The 19166-nt window shown below is 48.2% G+C and carries 22 protein-coding genes; 20 read left to right on the top strand and 2 right to left on the bottom strand.

The window, feature by feature from the left end; genetic code table 11:
- The first annotated feature begins 10 nt into the window (after window positions 1-10).
- The 17 genes from ychF (at window position 11) to KNQ12_RS13665 (ending at window position 16378) form a co-directional block, all read left to right on the top strand.
- Entirely contained in the window at window positions 11-1111 is a 1101-nt protein-coding gene (gene ychF, locus KNQ12_RS13745) for a redox-regulated ATPase YchF (RefSeq protein ID WP_023469852.1), read from the top strand.
- 120 nt (window positions 1112-1231) lie between these two features.
- Complete coding sequence (rpsF, locus tag KNQ12_RS13740) at window positions 1232-1519, top strand: 30S ribosomal protein S6 (protein WP_023469851.1); 288 nt, start codon at window positions 1232-1234, stop codon at window positions 1517-1519.
- Window positions 1520-1542: 23 nt separating this feature from the next.
- On the top strand, window positions 1543-2061 hold the full coding sequence (ssb, locus tag KNQ12_RS13735) for a single-stranded DNA-binding protein (RefSeq protein WP_023469850.1): 519 nt from the start codon (window positions 1543-1545) through the stop codon (window positions 2059-2061).
- 44 nt (window positions 2062-2105) lie between these two features.
- A complete protein-coding gene (rpsR, locus tag KNQ12_RS13730; RefSeq protein WP_023469849.1) occupies window positions 2106-2336 on the top strand; it encodes a 30S ribosomal protein S18 in 231 nt (76 codons plus the stop codon).
- 134 nt (window positions 2337-2470) lie between these two features.
- A complete protein-coding gene (locus KNQ12_RS13725) occupies window positions 2471-4456 on the top strand; it encodes a DHH family phosphoesterase (protein ID WP_035395443.1) in 1986 nt (661 codons plus the stop codon).
- A complete protein-coding gene (rplI, locus tag KNQ12_RS13720) occupies window positions 4453-4896 on the top strand; it encodes a 50S ribosomal protein L9 (protein WP_214748976.1) in 444 nt (147 codons plus the stop codon). The genes KNQ12_RS13725 and rplI overlap by 4 nt, the downstream gene beginning before the upstream one ends.
- A 19-nt stretch (window positions 4897-4915) precedes the next feature.
- The gene (dnaB, locus tag KNQ12_RS13715; RefSeq protein ID WP_023469846.1) at window positions 4916-6268 is read left to right on the top strand and encodes a replicative DNA helicase; all 1353 of its coding nucleotides are present in this window, start codon (window positions 4916-4918) and stop codon (window positions 6266-6268) included.
- Between the two features lie 211 nt (window positions 6269-6479).
- A complete protein-coding gene (locus KNQ12_RS13710; RefSeq protein WP_023469845.1) occupies window positions 6480-7772 on the top strand; it encodes an adenylosuccinate synthase in 1293 nt (430 codons plus the stop codon).
- A 225-nt stretch (window positions 7773-7997) separates the two neighbouring features.
- Window positions 7998-8705, top strand: coding sequence for a response regulator YycF (yycF, locus tag KNQ12_RS13705; RefSeq protein ID WP_023469844.1), 708 nt, complete (start codon window positions 7998-8000; stop codon window positions 8703-8705).
- 2 nt (window positions 8706-8707) lie between these two features.
- Entirely contained in the window at window positions 8708-10558 is a 1851-nt protein-coding gene (gene walK / locus KNQ12_RS13700; protein ID WP_055969786.1) for a cell wall metabolism sensor histidine kinase WalK, read from the top strand.
- Complete coding sequence (gene yycH / locus KNQ12_RS13695) at window positions 10555-11871, top strand: two-component system activity regulator YycH (protein WP_023469842.1); 1317 nt, start codon at window positions 10555-10557, stop codon at window positions 11869-11871. Before walK ends, yycH begins: the two co-directional genes overlap by 4 nt.
- A 6-nt stretch (window positions 11872-11877) precedes the next feature.
- Entirely contained in the window at window positions 11878-12714 is an 837-nt protein-coding gene (locus tag KNQ12_RS13690; RefSeq protein WP_058265606.1) for a two-component system regulatory protein YycI, read from the top strand.
- Between the two features lie 10 nt (window positions 12715-12724).
- A complete protein-coding gene (locus KNQ12_RS13685; RefSeq protein WP_023469840.1) occupies window positions 12725-13516 on the top strand; it encodes an MBL fold metallo-hydrolase in 792 nt (263 codons plus the stop codon).
- 106 nt (window positions 13517-13622) lie between these two features.
- Window positions 13623-14912, top strand: coding sequence for a S1C family serine protease (locus KNQ12_RS13680; RefSeq protein WP_055969780.1), 1290 nt, complete (start codon window positions 13623-13625; stop codon window positions 14910-14912).
- A 145-nt stretch (window positions 14913-15057) separates the two neighbouring features.
- Entirely contained in the window at window positions 15058-15219 is a 162-nt protein-coding gene (locus tag KNQ12_RS13675) for a CxxH/CxxC protein (protein WP_069201504.1), read from the top strand.
- 72 nt (window positions 15220-15291) lie between these two features.
- A complete protein-coding gene (gene rlmH / locus KNQ12_RS13670) occupies window positions 15292-15771 on the top strand; it encodes a 23S rRNA (pseudouridine(1915)-N(3))-methyltransferase RlmH (protein WP_023469837.1) in 480 nt (159 codons plus the stop codon).
- Window positions 15772-15901: 130 nt separating this feature from the next.
- On the top strand, window positions 15902-16378 hold the full coding sequence (locus tag KNQ12_RS13665) for a GNAT family N-acetyltransferase (RefSeq protein WP_214748973.1): 477 nt from the start codon (window positions 15902-15904) through the stop codon (window positions 16376-16378).
- 127 nt (window positions 16379-16505) lie between these two features.
- Here KNQ12_RS13665 and KNQ12_RS13660 read toward each other — a convergent pair whose 3' ends face one another.
- Window positions 16506-16754 carry a hypothetical protein gene (locus KNQ12_RS13660; RefSeq protein WP_214748970.1) on the bottom strand — a complete coding sequence of 83 codons (249 nt, stop codon included), beginning with the start codon at window positions 16752-16754 and terminating at the stop codon, window positions 16506-16508.
- 27 nt (window positions 16755-16781) lie between these two features.
- Window positions 16782-16934, bottom strand: a complete 153-nt coding sequence (locus tag KNQ12_RS13655) for a hypothetical protein (protein WP_214748967.1) — start codon at window positions 16932-16934, stop codon at window positions 16782-16784.
- 549 nt (window positions 16935-17483) lie between these two features.
- Between KNQ12_RS13655 and KNQ12_RS13650 the strand changes: the two genes are divergently transcribed.
- From KNQ12_RS13650 to KNQ12_RS17075, 3 genes are all read left to right on the top strand, one after another.
- A complete protein-coding gene (locus tag KNQ12_RS13650) occupies window positions 17484-17942 on the top strand; it encodes a hypothetical protein (RefSeq protein ID WP_214748964.1) in 459 nt (152 codons plus the stop codon).
- 127 nt (window positions 17943-18069) lie between these two features.
- Window positions 18070-18663 carry a DUF4230 domain-containing protein gene (locus KNQ12_RS13645; protein ID WP_214748962.1) on the top strand — a complete coding sequence of 198 codons (594 nt, stop codon included), beginning with the start codon at window positions 18070-18072 and terminating at the stop codon, window positions 18661-18663.
- Window positions 18664-18898: 235 nt separating this feature from the next.
- Window positions 18899-19099 carry an aldo/keto reductase gene (locus KNQ12_RS17075; protein WP_326188686.1) on the top strand — a complete coding sequence of 67 codons (201 nt, stop codon included), beginning with the start codon at window positions 18899-18901 and terminating at the stop codon, window positions 19097-19099.
- Window positions 19100-19166: the final 67 nt, after the last annotated feature.

The following is a 19166-nucleotide window of genomic DNA, read 5'->3' as shown; positions in this document are numbered from 1 at the left end:
GGAATTCCAAGTGGGATTAACAGCAGGAATCGTTGGCTTACCAAACGTAGGAAAATCAACACTTTTTAACGCCATCACACAAGCAGGTGTAGAGGCAGCGAACTACCCGTTCGCAACGATCGACCCGAACGTCGGTGTCGTTGAAGTACCAGATGCACGTCTTCGGAAATTGACGGAACTCGTCAACCCGAAAAAGACGATCCCGACAGCATTCGAATTCACGGATATCGCAGGTATCGTAAAAGGCGCGTCTAAAGGGGAAGGTCTCGGAAATAAATTCCTCGCGAACATTCGTGAGGTAGATGCGATCTGTCAGGTCGTGCGTTGTTTCGTTGACGAGAACATCACACACGTGGCCGGAAAAGTCTCACCGATCGATGACATCGAGACGATCAACCTCGAATTGATCCTCGCAGACCTCGAGCAAGTCGAAAAACGGATTCAGCGTGTCCAAAAACAAGTCAAGTCACGCGATAAAAACGCAGCGGCTGAACTCGAAGCACTTGAAATCGTGCAAGCATTACTCGAAGACGAGAAACCAGCACGTCTCGCTGAATTGAACGAAGATCAAGCAGCTCTCGTCAAACACTTCCAATTGTTGACGATGAAACCGATGCTTTACGTTGCAAACGTTGGCGAAGATGAAGTCGCAGACGCGGACAATAACGAAAACGTCCGTCTCGTACGCGAATTCGCAGAAAAAGAAGGTTCTGAAGTCATCGTCATCTGTGCTCGGATTGAAGAAGAGATTGCAGAGCTTGAGCCAGAAGAACGTCAAGAGTTCCTCGTCGATCTCGGAATCGAAGAATCAGGTCTTGATCAATTGATCCATGCAGCATACAGCACGCTTGGTCTTGCGACATACTTCACAGCAGGTGAAAAAGAAGTACGCGCTTGGACGTTCAAAAAAGGGATGAAAGCTCCGCAATGTGCGGGTGTCATCCACTCGGACTTCGAACGTGGATTCATCCGTGCAGAAGTCGTTTCGTACGAAGATTTAGCAGCAGCAGGCAACATGGCTACAGTCAAGGAACAAGGACGTTACCGTTCAGAAGGTAAGGAATATGTCTTCCAAGACGGCGATGTCGTCACATTCCGCTTCAACGTCTAATCGAAATCGAATCGTTATTGCATAAAGCAAAATACTTTGGTAGTATTAACGAATGTGAGTAATGAATTATTGCTCCTTGCTCGAACATTCGAGCCGCCAGTCCAAGAGGAGGTGACAGATATGCGTAAATACGAAGTACTTTACATCATCCGTCCGGAACTTGATGAGGAAGCACGCAAAGCAACAGTGGAGCGTTTCAACAAAGTCCTCACTGATAACGGTGGTACAGTTGATAAAACAACTGAAATGGGTAAACGTCGTTTCGCTTACGAAATCAATGATATGCGTGAAGGGTTCTACGTTCTTCTTAACGTTTCTGCTGAACCAGCAGCTACAAAAGAACTTGACCGTCTCATGAAGATCAGTGACGATATCGTTCGCTTAATGATCACAAAAGACGAGAAATAAGCTGAAACAGGAGAGTGATTCTGATGATTAACCGCGTCGTTTTAGTCGGTCGGTTAACTCGTGACCCGGAAATGCGTTATACGCAGAGCGGGATTGCGGTAACGCGATTCACACTCGCATGTGACCGTCCTTTCACAGGGCAAGATGGGAAGCGAGAAGCTGATTTCATCGATTGCGTCGTTTGGCGCAAGCAAGCAGAGAACGTTGCTCAGTATTTGAAGAAGGGTAGTCTTGCTGGTGTAGAGGGTCGCCTCCAGATTAGCAGCTACGACGATAAAGAAGGGCAACGCCGTTATCGTGCGGAAGTCGTCGCTGATAGCGTCCGCTTCCTTGAGTCACGTAACGCGAGCCGTTCTTCGGATGGTAGCGAAGGCTACGCTTCATCTACTGGTGGAAACGGGAATGCTGCAGGATGGGGTTCACAGCAACAGCAGAACAACTCTTCCTCGCCAGCACCCGCTTCATCGAATTCGGGCTTCGGCGCTGATCCGTTCAGCGGCGGTAGTTCGATCGACCTTTCAGACGACGACCTCCCGTTCTAAGGAAATCGTCCTGAAAAATCCAAGTTAAAAAGGAGGTTAATCACATGGCACGTCGTCCAGGTGGAAAACGTCGTCGTAAAGTATGTTACTTCACGTCGAACCACATCACTCATATCGATTATAAAGACGTAGAACTTCTCAAACGTTTCATTTCGGAACGCGGTAAGATTCTTCCACGTCGTGTGACTGGTACTTCAGCGAAATACCAACGTCCACTTACAATCGCAATCAAACGCGCACGTCAAATGGCTTTAATCCCATACGTGGCTGACTGATTTCGTAGCACCATCCTCATGCGTGAGGATGGTGCTTTTTTTCGCTTCCCTTTCATCCCCTCCTGCTTTTCGGTTATAATAAACAAGTTACTAAAAATTTAAATGAACCCTATAGAGCATATAAGGAGGACACGATGGAGTCAGGTCAACAAGTATCACCGGAACGAGAACGACGCATCGTTCGCTTCATTCCGTATCTATTAATCGTCGGTCTGCTTCTCGTCGTCGCTGTACGTGAACCGATCATCTCTGCTATCGGAGCCGTCGTGACTGCCCTCCTCTTCGGATTGCACCTATTCGAAGAACGCCGTGCACGCAGGGCATGGGAGGCATACGTCGCCGGAATCTCGATGCAAGTCGAGGAGACGGGACAAGATGCGTTGACGAACATGCCAATCGGGATTTTGTTATACGATGAGGAAACCCTCGTCACCTGGTTCAATGATCCGATGCGGGAGATCTTTGATGATGTAGCGATGGGACAGACGCTCAATGAGCTCGATCCCTTATTCATCGAAATGGTCGCGACGAACGAGGACCAAGCGACGCTTGAAATCGGTGATGCCGTATATCGCGTCTTTTCAAATCATGAGAATCGGACGTTCTATCTGTTCGATATGACAGAAGAAGCACAAGTCGAACAACAACTCGTCGATAATCAGACAGTCATCGGCGTTATCTATCTCGATAACTACGATGAGATGACACAAGGTATCGAAGATCAGTTGCGCAGTGAGTTGAACAGCCGAGTTACGCAACTGTTGAATCACTGGGCAGCCGAACACGGAACGTATATCAAACGAACCGCATCTGATCGATACTTCATCGTCACGACAGAAGAGAATCTTCGGATTCTCGAACGATCGAAGTTCACGATTCTCGATACCGTGCGCGAAGAGACGAGTCAGCGTGGTGTCCAGTTGACGTTATCGATCGGAATTGGTTGCGGAAGTGACCCGATTCCGGCGCTTGGTCTGATGGCTCAGTCGAGTCTCGATCTCGCATTAGGACGGGGAGGCGACCAAGTCGTCATCAAACGCGACGGGAAAGTCCGCTTTTATGGCGGCAAGACGAATCCGACAGAAAAACGGACACGTGTCCGAGCACGTGTCATTGCCAACTCGCTTCGTGACTTAATGCAGGAATCGAGCCGTGTCCTGATCATGGGGCATAAGAATCCGGATATGGATGCACTCGGATCAGCGATCGGCATTTTGAAGCTTGCGGAAATGAACGATAAGGAAGCGCATATCGTTTTACCGCCAGAAGAAATCGGTCGCGGGATTCGCCGGATGATGGACGAGATCGCTGAAGTACCACAACTCGAGACACGGTTCGTCAATGCGTTTCAAGCCGATCAGTTGATTGACGATCAGACGTTACTCGTCGTCGTCGATACCCATAAGCCGTCGCTCGTCGTCGTGCCGACGTTACTCGATCGATTCGAGCATATGGTCGTGATTGATCATCACCGGCGTGGGGAGGACTTCATCGAAGATGCGGTCCTCGTTTATCTCGAGCCTTACGCATCGTCGACGTCAGAACTCGTCACCGAGTTGATCGAGTACCAGCCGACGAATCAGAAGCTATCGATGCTTGAGGCGACGGCGTTACTTGCCGGCATCATCGTCGATACGAAAGGCTTTGCCCTTCGGACCGGCTCGCGGACGTTCGATGCTGCATCTTACTTGCGTTCACAAGGTGCTGACACGGTGCTCGTGCAAGAGTTCCTCAGTCAGGATCTTGAGACGTACGTTGAGCAGTCACATATCCTCGAGCGGTCCGAGGTCTATACGAAAGGGATGGCGATTGCGACAGCAGAACCTGGCGTCATTCACGATCAAGTCTTGATCGCACAAGCGGCTGATCAATTGTTGTCGCTTCAAGGCATTCGTGCTGCCTTCGTCATCGCGGAACTTCAAGACGGACGGACAGCGATCAGTGCTCGTTCACTTGGGGAAGTCAACGTCCAGTTGATCATGGAGACGCTCGGAGGCGGCGGTCACTTGACGAACGCGGCGACACAGATGTCAGAATCGGTCGTCACGGTCGCGGATGCGTTGCGTAAAGCGATCGATCAATATCTAGAAGATGAGACAAAAGGAGAGGAATCAGAATGAAGGTTATTTTCTTACAAGATGTAAAAGGACAAGGTAAAGCAGGAGACGTCAAAGACGTGGCCGATGCTTATGCAAATAACGTACTCTTCAAGAAAAAGTTGGCGCGTCCTGCGACGACTGGAAACTTGAAGCAACATGAAGCACATGAACGTAAAGCAGCAGAAGAAGCGAAACAGAACTTGCTTGACGCACAAGCGTTAAAAGAGAAAATCGAAAAAGAGACGATCGTCGTCTCGACGAAAGCCGGTGAAGGCGGTCGTGTCTTCGGTTCGGTCACAAGCAAACAGATCACGGAAGCACTCAAGAGCATGGGCTACAAGATCGATAAACGTAAAATCGAGCTCGAGCACCCAATCAAGGCACTCGGCTTTACGAAGGTACCATTGAAGCTACACAACGAAGTGACAGCGACGCTGAACGTTCAGGTCAAAGAGGCGTGAGTAGAAAAGGGGAACGGTGATGAGTGAAGTCATGCAAAATATGCCTCCCCAAAGTATCGAGGCAGAACAAGCCGTCCTAGGGGCGATCATGATTGATGCGGATCGTTTGATCAGTGCATCAGAACGTCTGTTACCGCAGGACTTTTACCGTGCCTCTCACCAACGGATCTTCGAAGCGATGCTCGTGCTGTCCGACCGAGGTGAAGCGATCGACCTCGTCACGGTCACAGCCGAGCTCAGTACGCTTGGTATCCTAGATGAGATCGGTGGTCTACCGTATCTAGCGGAACTAGCGGAAGGTGTACCAACCGCAGCCAACATCAATTACTACGTCAACGTCGTTGACCAGAAGTCGACGCTTCGGCGTCTCATTCGGACGGCGGGTGAAATCGTCACTGACGGGTACGAGCGGCAAAATGAGGTCGATGTTCTGCTGAATGAGGCAGAACGAAAGATTCTCGAAGTATCACAAGGAAAAGGGAGCGCGAGCTTCATCCCGATCTCGGACGTCTTGACGAGTGCCTATGCAACGATTGATAAATTGCATAAGCAAAGCGGCGAGACGACGGGGATTCCGACCGGTTTCCAGGATCTCGATAAGATGACGGCCGGCTTCCAGCGTAACGATCTAATCATCGTCGCAGCACGTCCATCGGTCGGGAAGACGGCGTTTGCCTTAAACATCTCGCAAAACGTCGCGACACGCGCTGACGAGAACGTCGCCATCTTCAGTCTTGAGATGGGTGCCGAACAGCTCGTCATGCGGATGCTCTGTGCTGAAGGAAACGTCGATGCGCAGCGTCTGCGGACTGGTCAACTCGAAGAAGAGGACTGGGGCAAGTTATCGCTTGCGATGAGTAACCTGTCTCAAGCCGGCATCTACATCGACGATACACCAGGGATTCGGGTCAACGATATCCGGGCGAAGTGCCGTCGTTTGAAGCAGGAGCACGGGCTTGGGATGATCATGATCGATTACTTGCAGCTGATTCAAGGGAATGGTCGCTCCAGCGACAACCGTCAACAAGAGGTCTCAGAAATTTCCCGTTCCTTGAAATCACTCGCGCGTGAACTCGAAGTCCCCGTCATCGCCTTATCGCAGCTCTCCCGTGGGGTTGAGAGTCGTCAAGATAAGCGACCGATGATGTCGGATATCCGGGAATCGGGAGCAATCGAGCAAGATGCCGATATCGTCGCCTTCTTGTATCGTGACGATTACTACAATAAAGAAACGGAAGATGCGAATACGATTGAGATCATCATCGCAAAACAGCGGAATGGTCCAACCGGTACCGTCAAACTCGCTTTCCGAAAAGAATTCAACAAGTTCGTGGATCTCGAGCCAAGCAACTCGTACGCGCCACCAGCTTAATCCAAGCTACGCTTTGTCTTCGATCGATCGGAGACAAAACGTAGCTTTTTTTATTTTCACCTAAAGATTCTCAGTTTATTCATTAAAAACGATAATTAAACGAACGAAAGAGAATTGTAACAATTAATTGTTCGGTATTTGGTTGACTTCTTTTTTTTATCGCGTTACACTTAGTCGTGGTTTTGAATCGTACGTGGAGGTGGATGATAAGATGTCATCAGTAGTAGTAGTCGGAACACAGTGGGGCGACGAAGGAAAAGGGAAAATCACCGATTTTCTTTCGAAACAAGCCGACGTCGTAGCACGTTATCAAGGTGGAGACAATGCAGGACATACGATCGTATTCAATAACGAGACGTACAAATTGCACTTGATCCCATCAGGTATTTTTTACTCGGATAAGAAATGTGTCATCGGGAACGGTCTCGTCGTTAACCCGAAATCACTCGTCAAGGAATTGAAGTATCTGCACGATCGTGGTGTCTCAACGGATAACTTGTTAATTTCGAATCGGGCGCATGTCATCTTGCCGTATCATCAGTTGCAGGATCAGTTAGAAGAAGAAGCGAAGGGCGACGCAAAAGTCGGAACGACGCTAAAAGGAATCGGACCGTGCTACATGGATAAAGCCGCACGAATCGGAATCCGGATGGCAGACTTACTCGACAAAGAAACGTTCGCTGAGAAGTTGAAGATCGTTCTCGACCAAAAGAACCGGATGTTCACGAAGATGTATGACGCTGAACCAATCGCATTCGACGATATCTTCGAAGAGTACTATGCGTATGGACAAGAGTTCGCGAAATACGTCTGCGATACATCCGTCGTCGTCAACGATAGCCTCGACCATGGTGAAAAAGTGTTGTTCGAAGGCGCACAAGGTGTCTTACTCGACCTTGACCACGGAACGTACCCGTTCGTTACATCGTCGAACGCATCAGCTGGTGGTGTCGCATCGGGTGTCGGTGTCGGTCCAGCTCGGATCGATCACGTCGTCGGTGTCTGTAAAGCGTACACGTCACGAGTCGGTGACGGTCCGTTCCCAACGGAATTGTTCGATGACATCGGTCACCAAATCCGTGAAGTCGGTCGTGAATACGGGACGACGACAGGACGTCCGCGTCGTGTCGGTTGGTTCGACTCCGTTGTCGTTCGCCACTCGCGCCGTACAAGTGGGTTGACGGATCTTGCGCTCAACTCGATCGACGTCTTGACAGGACTCGACACGTTGAAGATCTGTACATCATACGAATTCAACGGAAAACAGATCGATGAGTACCCAGCAAGCTTCCGTGATCTCGAAGCATGTGTTCCAGTTTACGAAGAACTTCCAGGCTGGAAAGAGGACATCACAGGTGTCCGTCGCTTTGAAGATCTACCGTTGAACGCACAGAACTACGTCAAGCGGATTGCGGATCTCACAGGTATCTCACTCGTCACGTTCTCGGTCGGACCGGGTCGTGAACAGACAGTCGTCTTGCGTGATCTCTACGAAGAAGCATAAGTCTCAACAGCCTCTTGCCTCCTGCAAGAGGCTGTTTTTTGTGCGAAATGGTTCACAAACGGAAGCAAAAACATGTATACTGAATACAGTGTTTCACGTGGAACCTCTCTCGTGAGACGACGAACAGTAGAGAGAGTGGCGCCGGGAGTTTCCGTCGCCACCTTTCTATATGCCGAAAAAACAGGTAAAATAGATTGAATAGAAATTTTTAAGGGGGCACACCCAGTGACGGAACGCAAAATTCTAGTCGTCGATGACGAGTTACCGATTGCAGATATACTCAAGTTTAAATTAGAAAAAGAAGGCTACCAGGTCGCGATCGCAAATGACGGCGTGGAGGCATTAGAGAAATTCGAGGAGTTCAAACCGGATTTGATGTTGCTCGACATCATGCTCCCGTTAATGGACGGGATGGAGGTCTGCCGGGAAGTCCGGAAGACGTCGAAGATTCCAATCATCATGTTGACAGCGAAGGATTCCGAAATCGATACGGTACTTGGTCTTGAGCTTGGCGCGAACGATTACGTGACGAAGCCATTTAGCTCGCGCGAGTTACTGGCCCGCGTGAAAGTCCATTTACGCAACACGAGTCCGGAAGCTACACCACAACCAGTTGGACCAGGTCCACTCAAAGTCGGAGAACTGTATATCGATACGAATTCGCATACGGTGACACGTAAGGATCAAAAAATCGAGCTGACGCAGCGTGAATTCGAATTGTTGCACTACCTCGCGAAAAACATCGGTCAAGTCATGACCCGTGAGCATTTGTTGCAGACGGTCTGGGGCTATGACTACTTCGGTGACGTCCGGACAGTCGACGTAACGGTACGTCGTCTTCGTGAGAAAGTCGAAGATAACCCAAGTACGCCGGTCTATATCATGACGCGTCGTGGGGTCGGTTACTATCTCCAAGACGGGGAGAATGAATAACGATGTTAAAAGGAACGAACTTCTTTAAATCCATCCAATGGAAACTCGTCGTCATCTATGCCTTATTGATCTTAGTGGCGATGCAGGTCATTGGTGTCTATTTCGTTCGTTCCCTTGAAAAGCAGTACATTACGAACTTCTCGAAGTCGGTCGAGGACCGGGCAGGTCTTGTCGCCTATAACGTCGGGAAGGAATTCGATAAAACAGGCGATGATGAAGCCTCCAAACGGCAGTTGTCCCAATCACTAGGGCAACTGCTGTCTGAGTTTAGTAATGGCTCCACCTCAAGGAACGACATCCTCGAAGTCCAGATCATCGACCAGGACTCGATCATCCAGGCGACGTCGGATAACGAGAACCAGTCGGCGGTCGGACAACGAGCGACGAATTCATTGATTAAAAAAGCACAGGCAACGAGCTCGACCCGGACGGACACCGTGCTTGATCCGGAATCAGAGGATAAGATCCGAATCTTTGCCGTACCGGTCACCTCGGAACGAGACGGTGTCACGACCGGGATGATTTATGTCCGCGCCTCGATGGAGTCGATCTATTCGCAGATGCAACAGGTCACGCGGATTCTTGCGACCGGAACGGTCATCGCTCTCGTCATCACGTCGATTCTTGGTGTCTTGCTGTCGCGGACGATCACACGCCCGATTTCCGATATGCGGCGTCAAGCGATCGAGATGCGACGCGGGAACTTCTCGCGGAAGGTTAAGGTCTATTCGGACGATGAGATCGGACAACTCGCCCGTTCCTTCAACGAATTGACGGATGAGTTGCTCGAAGCAAACGCGACGACGGAAGCCGAACGACGGAAGTTGACGAGTGTCCTAGAGAACATGACCGATGGCGTCATCGCGACGGACCGGACGCTGCGCGTCATCTTGATGAACGATCAAGCGAAGGATATCGTCGGTGCAGATGATGCGAGCGTCGTCGGCACGAACCTGAAGGACTTACTGGCACTCGGTGACGATTTCATGATTCCGGAAGACGGTACGATGCCACCGCGTCTGCTTGATTTCAGTAGTGAGGACGAACTGTTCCTCGTCCGGGCATTCTTCTCGCCCGTCAAGAAACACAGTGGTCCAATAACCGGGATGATCGTCGTCCTGCATGACGTCACGGAACAGGAGCAAGTCGAACAGGATCGTCGCGAATTCGTCGCGAACGTCAGTCACGAGCTCCGGACACCACTGACGACGATGCGCAGCTATCTTGAAGCCTTGGCAGAAGGAGCGTATCAGGACGAGGAACTCGCACCGCGTTTCCTTGAGACGACACAAAATGAGACGGAGCGGATGATCCGCCTCGTCACCGATCTCTTACAACTGTCGAAGATGGACAGTAAGGAATACAAAATGAACAAGGTCCGCTTCGATTACATTCAGTTCCTGAATGAGATTCTCGATCGCCATGACATGACGAAGCCCGAACGGATTCGTTTCCGTCGTAAGATCATGAAGCGGAAAGTCTATATCCGTGGGGATCAGGATAAATTGATCCAGGTCGCAGACAACATCCTGACGAATGCAATCAAGTACTCACCGGAAGGCGGAACGATCACCGTCCGGACGATGCTCCGGGCAAAACGGATCGTCATCAGCATCAAGGATGAAGGTGTCGGAATCCCGAAAGCGAATCTCCAAAAAATCTTCGAACGCTTCTATCGTGTCGATAAAGCCCGTGCCCGTAAAATTGGCGGCACCGGTCTTGGTCTGTCGATCGCAAAAGACGTCGTTTCAGCACATGGTGGCGACATCTGGGCAGAAAGTGAATGGGGACGTGGCACGACGATTTACTTCACGCTTCCGTATGAGGTGATCGAAGAGGTGGATGCCGGATGAAGAAACAACACTGGAGTTCGCTGTTACTCGTCCTGCTTGTCGCTGGTTCGATCGCTCAGACAGCGATGCTCTGGACCTATCATCCAAGCAGTGAATCAATCGAGCGGGAACAGGTCTCGTTCAACGAGATCGATGCCTCAAAGACGATTGAAAGCAACCAACTGATCAACCCGGAACTACTCGTCTATTCGGACCAGGAAGGGATCTATCAGACACAAATCATCGGTCGGACCTTCCTTAACCGCATCGGTGCGTCGTTTAACATCGGTGTCCTCGTCTTGACGGATAAAGCGAATAACATCCCGGTCGGTGACCGGAGTGTCGAGATGATTTTCCCGACACCGATCAGTGCGACGATTCTTGAAGAGTTACTCGGCGAAAAACAAATCGCCTTCTCGGAACCAATCAAACGGCTTTATTTACTCGATTATGATGGACCAATCCTCCGTCTTGAGTCGGCGACCGGTCGCCTGAAGGACTTCAAGCTCGTCGGCGATGAGACGGTTCTGAAGCGACTGTTCGCGCATGATAAGAAAAAACCGATGACACGCGTCGAACTCAAAGGTGGCGATTATACGTATGTCGCGAGCGGTACGACGCGACTAGAGCAAGTCTTCGTCTATGACGAGGTTGGGCAATCGCCGAAACCACTCGACCGCATCCGGAGTGCCTTTTTTGCCGAGAACTCGAACGTCCAGCAAATCAAGAGTCGGGATGATCTTGACGTCTTGACGGACGGTGTCAGCGTTTCGACGTATGACCGAAACTACAATGTCTATCGCTTCAACACGTTATCGCCGAATACCCAAAGCTCGACCGTCGATTACAGCACGCTCGTCAGCTATGTCAACATTCATGGGGGCTGGCTCGATCAAGATACCCAGCGTAGTGGTTTCCGGTATTACTTTGATCAGATGAGTAAAAAGAGTGAGGAACAGACGGCGACGTTCCGATTGTATCTGAACCGATATCCGGTATTTGGGGAGAGTGGTCCGCTACTCGAACAGACGAAGTTCGATCTCGCGACACTGAAGATTATGTATGAGGAAAATCAAGTCCGATCGCTCAGCCGTAGCATGCTTCGGGCGAAGCGGAAACTGATCCTTCGGGAAGAAACGGTGCCAGCTGTTGAAACGGTTCTCGAACGTCTGAGCCGTGCTGACCTCTTAAAAGAGATCAGTGGAATCCGGATTGGATATGAGATGACGTATAAGATTTCAACGAGCCGCTATGCCGTCTTTGAGCCGACGTGGTTCATCAAAATCGACGGCGTCTGGCAATCGATCAATCAAGCTGTCGGGAATGAGGGGTGAGGATGAATGGACTGGAGTAAAGCGAAGACCTTATTGATGCTGACCTTTTTGATCCTGAACGTCTACCTTGCCATTCAATTGATGGACCGGATGGTCGAGCCGCGGATCGTTGCGACGAGTGCGACCGGGAAATCGATCTTGAAGGATCGTCAAATCGACGAGAAAAAACTACAACCGGTTACGCGGGATATCGGCTATTTAACAGCCGAAGTCGATGCGCGGACGCTAGCGCCACTCGCGAGTTCACCGATTCGTGATGCGGTCGCTTCCGTCAAGAACGATGTCGAGTGGTCGGTCCGGTTGACGAAACCGTATCGACTCGAAACGAAGACGATGCGGGATTCTGCTTCATCGTTCGTTCAAGCATCCGTTCGGTATGGTGCCGAATATACATTTTGGAAGTATGATAGTAAGTATCAGGAGATGACATTCGTTCAGACGTATAAGGGACAGCCGCTCTATTCGACACCACAGCAGTCGCGTGAGGACGATGCGATGATCGGACCGTCCCTGCTCGTCTTGCAGCTCAACGATGCAAAGGAAATCGTCAGCTACAAACAACGCCACTTGAACAAGGTCGTCCGGCAAGCGCAGGACGTGACGTTGTTATCGGCAAGTGAAGCAATCGTCCAGTTGTCGGAGCAAGGCTTGTTCCCGGCATCGAAGCGGTTGACGAGTCACAAGCTCGGTTATTTCTGTCTCGTCACGGAAGGCACGGAATCGGTCCAAATCCTGCCGCCGACGTGGCAAATCGAGCTCGACAACGAAGAAGTCTACTTCGTCAATGCGATTGACGGCGGTGTCCAGACCGTCGAACGATTGGATACAGTCTCAGAGAAATGAGGAATGCACGATGAGCCTACACTACAGCGTCATGGCCAGTGGCTCGACGGGGAACGCCCTCTATATCGAAAGTGAACAGACCCGCTTGCTCGTCGACGCGGGATTGACCGGCAAGGCGATGCTCGCCTTGTTCGACCAGATCGACCGGTCGCCACATGGCATCGATGGTCTGTTCGTCACCCATGAGCACTCCGACCATATCAAAGGCGTCGGCATCATGGCACGGAAGTACAATATCCCGCTCTATGCGAATGAAAAGACATGGGCAGCGATGGAAGCGAAGATCGGTAAGATTGATCCGGCGCTGAAGTTCCTCTGGGAAGTCGGAGAGGTCAAGCAGTTCGGTGACATCGAAGTCGAATCATTCAACGTCAGTCACGATGCAGCCGATCCGATGTTCTTCCAGTTCGCCCATGAAGGAAAACGATTGGCGCACATCACGGATACCGGATACGTCTCGGACCGAATGAAAGGTGTCATTCGGGGCGCTGATGCCTATATCTTTGAAGCGAACCATGATATCGGCATGCTCCAGATGGGACATTATCCGTGGAGCGTCAAACGACGGATCCTCGGGGATTACGGACACGTCTCGAACGAGGACGCCGCAATCGCGATGAGCGAGGTCCTAGATGACCGGACGAAACGGATCCACATGGCCCACTTGAGCAAGGACAACAACATGAAGGAACTCGCCCGGATGAGTGTCTCCCAGACGCTCGCGAGCCGTGACGTCGATCTGAGTAAGATTCAGCTTCTCGACACGGATCCGGTCATTCCGACACCGCTTCTGAAGCTTTGATTATGGGAAATTACTGAATATGCTCAAAAGACCCCCACATTTGGCTCACTTGCCACGTGATGGGGGTATACTTGTGTAAAGAGAGTCATAAAGGAGGCGTATGTCGATGGATCGACCCGAAGAACCACGGAACGAATCCGAACGATATGAACAGTCATCCGATGAGAGCGGCTTCCCGCCCCGTCAGCCGGCAACGAGCGAACCGGTCAGCCCTTATCGTGAACCATATGAAGAACAACCAGAACCACCGCGTCGTCGCGGTGCCGGAAAAGCCTTTTTCGTCGGTCTGATCGGCGGAATCGTCGGAGCCTTGTTGATTGCTCTCGTCGCGTGGCCGTTCGTCCGCGATGAGATGACGAGTCCGACTCCAGTTTCGTCGACGACAGCGGAACAGACTGCGACACAGACGACGGAGGATGAAGCCGACATCGTCGGTGCGGTCGGTAAGACGAAGGAAGCCGTAGTGAGCGTGACGAACCTTCAGAGCTCGTTCCAAGGAACCGATCAGGAAACGGGTGCAGGGTCCGGCGTCATCTATAAAAAAGACGGCAATAAAGCCTACGTCGTTACGAACTACCACGTCGTTGAAGGGGCGAGCCGCTTGTCTGTCACGTTATCCGACGGAACAGCACTCGAGGCAAAAGTCCTCGGCGAAGATCCGACGTACGATTTAGCGGTCCTGTCGATTGATTCATCGAAAGTGACACAAGTCGCAAAACTGGGGGATTCGGATACGTTACGTGCCGGTGAAACGGTGCTTGCGATCGGGAACCCGCTCGGGATCTTTGCGAACTCGGTCACACGCGGTGTCATCAGTGCGCAGGAACGGACGGTTCCCGTCGATACGAATAAGGATGGACAGCAAGACTTTAATACAGAAGTCATTCAAACCGATGCAGCGATCAACCCGGGGAACTCCGGTGGAGCGCTCATTAACACAGCCGGTCAATTGATCGGGATCAACTCGATGAAGATTGCGGAAGCAAGTGTTGAAGGAGTCGGATTTGCGATTCCGATCAACGAAGCGTTACCAATCATGCGTGATCTCGAGCAAAACGGTGAAGTCGTTCGTCCACAGCTCGGGATTCAGATTCGTGACGTGCAGGAATTCCCAAGCGGATATCGCGAAGATCGTCTGAAATTACCGAATGATGTCACGAAAGGAATCGTCGTCGTTGGTCTAACCCGTAATAGTGGAGCCGAAAAAGCGGGAATGAAGGCAAACGATGTCATCGTTGAGATCAACGGAAAAGCGATCGCATCGTTCGCGGATTTAAAAAGTGTCCTCTACCGGGATGCAAAAGTCGGTGATACGGTCAAAGTCACGTTCTACCGGGGCGGTGAAAAACAGACAGCAGATGTGAAGTTGTCTGCTCAATCACCAACCGTTCAGTAAGGCATCACTTGAAAAACCATCCACAGGTCCGACCTGTGGATGGTTTTTTTGAGTGAGGAAACCTGCGGCTTTTCCGGTCAGGAAGGTTGATATTTGTTATACTGGAAGCGGATAAATGTGGATAAGTGAAAGGAGGAGACCACCTGTGGATAAGTACGTTTGTTTAGAACATGTCGAGCTCGCACTCGACGAAATCGTAGATGAAACAGAACAATACCCGATTCTTGATCAGCTAAATCCAGAAAAAAACATCACGTGTGAATACTGCGAGGCACCAGCAACATATCTTGTGTCAAGCAAAAAATAAATATCAACATGTGGATTTGTGGATAACTCTGTGGATAACTCCTGAATTTTCTGTCAGAAAGCGAGAAAAAAGATGCAAATTACCATCATTACAGTCGGAAAGCTAAAAGAGAAGTATTTGAAGCAAGGCATCGCTGAATATACGAAGCGTCTCGGCGCCTACTGTTCAATTCAAGAAATCGAGGTCGCAGACGAAAAGGCACCGGAGCAATTGAGTGAAGCGGAGATGGCGCAAGTGAAGAAAAAAGAGGGCGAACGGATTTTAGCGAAGATCGGACCGGATGTTCACGTCCTCGCACTTGCTATTGAAGGAAAACAACGGACGAGCGAACAGTTCGCAAAAGAACTCGATCAACTCGCGACATACGGCAAGAGTAAAATTGCTTTCGTCATCGGTGGATCACTTGGTCTTGCACCAGAAGTGATGCAGCGGGCGAACGATACAATCTCGTTCTCGAAGATGACATTCCCGCATCAATTGATGAAGATGATCCTCTGTGAACAGATTTATCGGGCGTACCGGATTAATCGAAATGAGCCTTATCACAAATAAGCACTATTTAGATGACCGCCTTAAGTGTATTAACTGATACTCTAGGTGGTCTTTTTTAGTTAAGTAAGATTAACTCTTATATCATAATTAACAAAGACGACGAAATGTATATAAATGAAAGGAGGACATAATGGTTATTCAGATCATCGAAGAAAAAACACGTAGTCAGGTTAAAGTCTTTTTTACCAAGCATTGGGGCAGTTCACAAATGGTAACATCGACAGGTGTTCATGATTGTAGTCTCTTAGATGGATTTTATGCCATAAACGATGATCATGAAATCATTGGACTGATTACCTATCATATGACTTCGCAGACGTGCGAAATCATTTCGCTGGATAGTCTTGAGGAAGGAAAAGGAATCGGCTCACGATTGATGCAAGTGGTAGAAGAAAGGGCAGCACAGCAACAATGCGACTTGCTGACACTTGTTACGACGAATGATAATGAGCATGCGATACGTTTCTATCAACATCGGGGATATACAATATCGCAGGTGATTCCGAATGCCGTGGACTTTGCACGCAAAATAAAACCGGAAATCCCGTTATACAATGAAAAGGGAGTTCCGATTAAAGACGAAATCGTCTTGATAAAACATTTATGAGTTACTTATTCGTTGTTGATGTGAGAACTTCTAAATAATCTTTCTCACTCTTGAATTGATCATTCACAATCAAATCCGGTGAAATCAAATAGGTTCCGGCATATTCACCGTGCTTAATTTTGAAATATCATGTCTTAGGTGCAAGTAGACTTTTCGATCGATGAATCTGCTCTCGTGATATTGGCGTCCAATCTGATTGATCTTGTGAATTAGCGAAAGAGATAACAATCGATTGATCAGCTTGAATCAATAGTACAAGATCGTTGTCTTGTAAACGTGATGGATTAACGTGGGCGAGGATCGGGTCAACAGACTTAGCGATAAACCCGCCAATAGTATCGTGTGACTGCTGTTCCTCGATGAATTGTTGAATCATATTTATCCTCCTGACTGGATCTATGGATTATTCCGACTTTTCTTTCGTGATGATACCAATACCGCAGCCAAATAGCATGATGATGCCGGTAACGAGTAACGCAGGAACATGACTTTCTAGTGCCATGTAGAGACCTGCACCACTTAAGATGACGCCGGTTGGAATCAAAATATTCCGCATGAGTTATGCCTCCTTAAAACGGATAATGACTCTGCTCTCACTATACCGAATGGAACGTCAGATAAAAACGTATGCTTTAGTAAATAATGACAATCTGATTTTAAATACTCGACAATAAAGCAGACGCCATTCAGTGATGGAACAGCGTCTGTTTTATTGTGTCTGATTTAGCACGTTGATGAACATTTGATAAATGACGTCATGACACAATAATTACTGAATAACGCAAACGTCTACCGCTCTGACATAAGCAACCGTAACAAGTCATCCGACTTCCAGTTCACCGCTGATAATCCCGCGATCGTAGCAAACGTAAAGGTTTTTGTTTCTATCTGAGGGGACAGGATATCATAAAGCAGTCCTAATACTATTTTAAAAATTCTGAGGTACTTCTTATTTATATTTATAAAATAAAAGATATTACGGATAAATAACTTTTTACATCAAATAATAAAAAAGATTGTAAATTTAAGGAATGAAACCGATAATCATTATGAGATACCATCTTTTGTTAGTATAGAAATTAATTTAAGAATCGGGGGAAACAACGTGTTGCCTATTTCTAATTCAGAACTAGACCGTATTAAAGCAGAGTGTCATTCAATGGTTAATAAAAGAGCATCAGCTTCAGCCGCAGCCGCAGTCGTTCCTATTCCAGGAGCAGACGTTGGAGCAGACGTCGTCATTATGATGGAGCTGCTTCCTGCGATTAACCGGAAATTCGGATTATCTCCTGAGCAGATTGATCAGCTCGATTCTGAAATAAAAGGAAGACTCGCAATCATTATTTCTTCGGTCGGAAGCGAATTGGTTGGGAAGTACATTACAAAAACAGTAGTTGCACAATTACTAAAAAGAATGGGTGCCAAAATGGCAATTAAACAGGTCACCAAGTACGTTCCTTTTGTGGGACAGGCCGTTTCAGCTGGAATTAGTTTTGGTGCAATGAAATATTTAGGGAACGCACATATCGAAGAATGTTATGCAGTATGTAAAAGAGCTATGTAATAGTAATAAGTATGAATGGAAGAGGTGATGTGATTATCATGGATCATGTCACCTCTTTTTAACTAGCGCGTAGATATATTCTTAATACTTGAAATTTAGTGATACACATGTAAGGAGACTTTTAAAAATGAAAAAATTCGTTATGAACATGTTGGTTCTTTTGGTAATCATAGGAATAGTCGGTGCCGGTGCCATTTTCTATTTCAAACCTTCTCTATTTTCTACAACTAAAAGTTCTGATACTGCTTTAGTAAAAGAACGATTGGTCGAATTGTCCGAGTGGACTACCTTAAAATATGAATATAGCAAAGTCATAGTCAGTCGAAGCAGTAAAAAGGTACCGTTCATCGACATGAAGCTGGCAGAGGCAATCAAACTAATTGAATATGATGGTTATCTAAAAGCAGGAACGGATCTCTCGAAATTACAGTTATCTTATGACGAAACAGCTAAGCAATTATACGTTAAGGTTCCGAATGCGACTATCCTTGATAATGTAGCAGATACAGATACAGCCAAGGTAACGGATATCAAAGGGAATATTTTTTCTGATTATCAATCCCAGCAGATTTTTGATGATATCAACAAAGAAAAAAGAAAAATTGAAGAGAAAAAAATTCAGCAAGGTTTTCTAAAAGCGGCAGATGTACGCATACAAAAATTATTAACCTCTTTCCTTAAAACAAATGGGTATAACGATGTGACGATTGAATTTTACTGAATGAATGACAAAAGACGGTCAGGTGGAATGATTGTCTTTTTTTATACACTACATAAAGTGACCCGATTAAGGGGGGTATTGATGATAATCATAAAAAAGAAAGTTGGAGATATTTATTAAAAAAAGAGTATTAGGAAATACCGGAATCAAAGTATCGGAGATCGGCTTTGGTGCATGGCAATTAGGAAACGAAAAGGATTGGGGTAAAATGACCGATGCAGATGCAGTACATTAGATCGAGCAAGCTATTGATGAAGAGTGCACCTTTTTTGATACAGCACCTAATTATGGAGCTGAAAAAAGTGAAGAGTTGATCGGAAAAGCAATTAAAGAGAAACGAGATCAAGTCATAATCAGTAGTAAGTGTGGTCATCAATCGAGTGGGGAACAAAATTTTGAACCGGAACAACTCTTAACATCCGTCGAAAGTAGCTGACGTCGTTTACAGACAGACTATTTAGATTGTCTTTTACTACATAATCCACCGTTTACGACGTTGACAA

This window comes from Exiguobacterium sp. s11 (assembly GCF_018619015.1).
In the GTDB taxonomy this organism is placed as follows: Bacteria; Bacillota; Bacilli; order Exiguobacteriales; family Exiguobacteriaceae; genus Exiguobacterium_A; species Exiguobacterium_A indicum.
The sequence above is the reverse complement of the archived record's forward strand: the minus strand, read 5'-3'. Positions and strand labels throughout refer to the sequence as shown.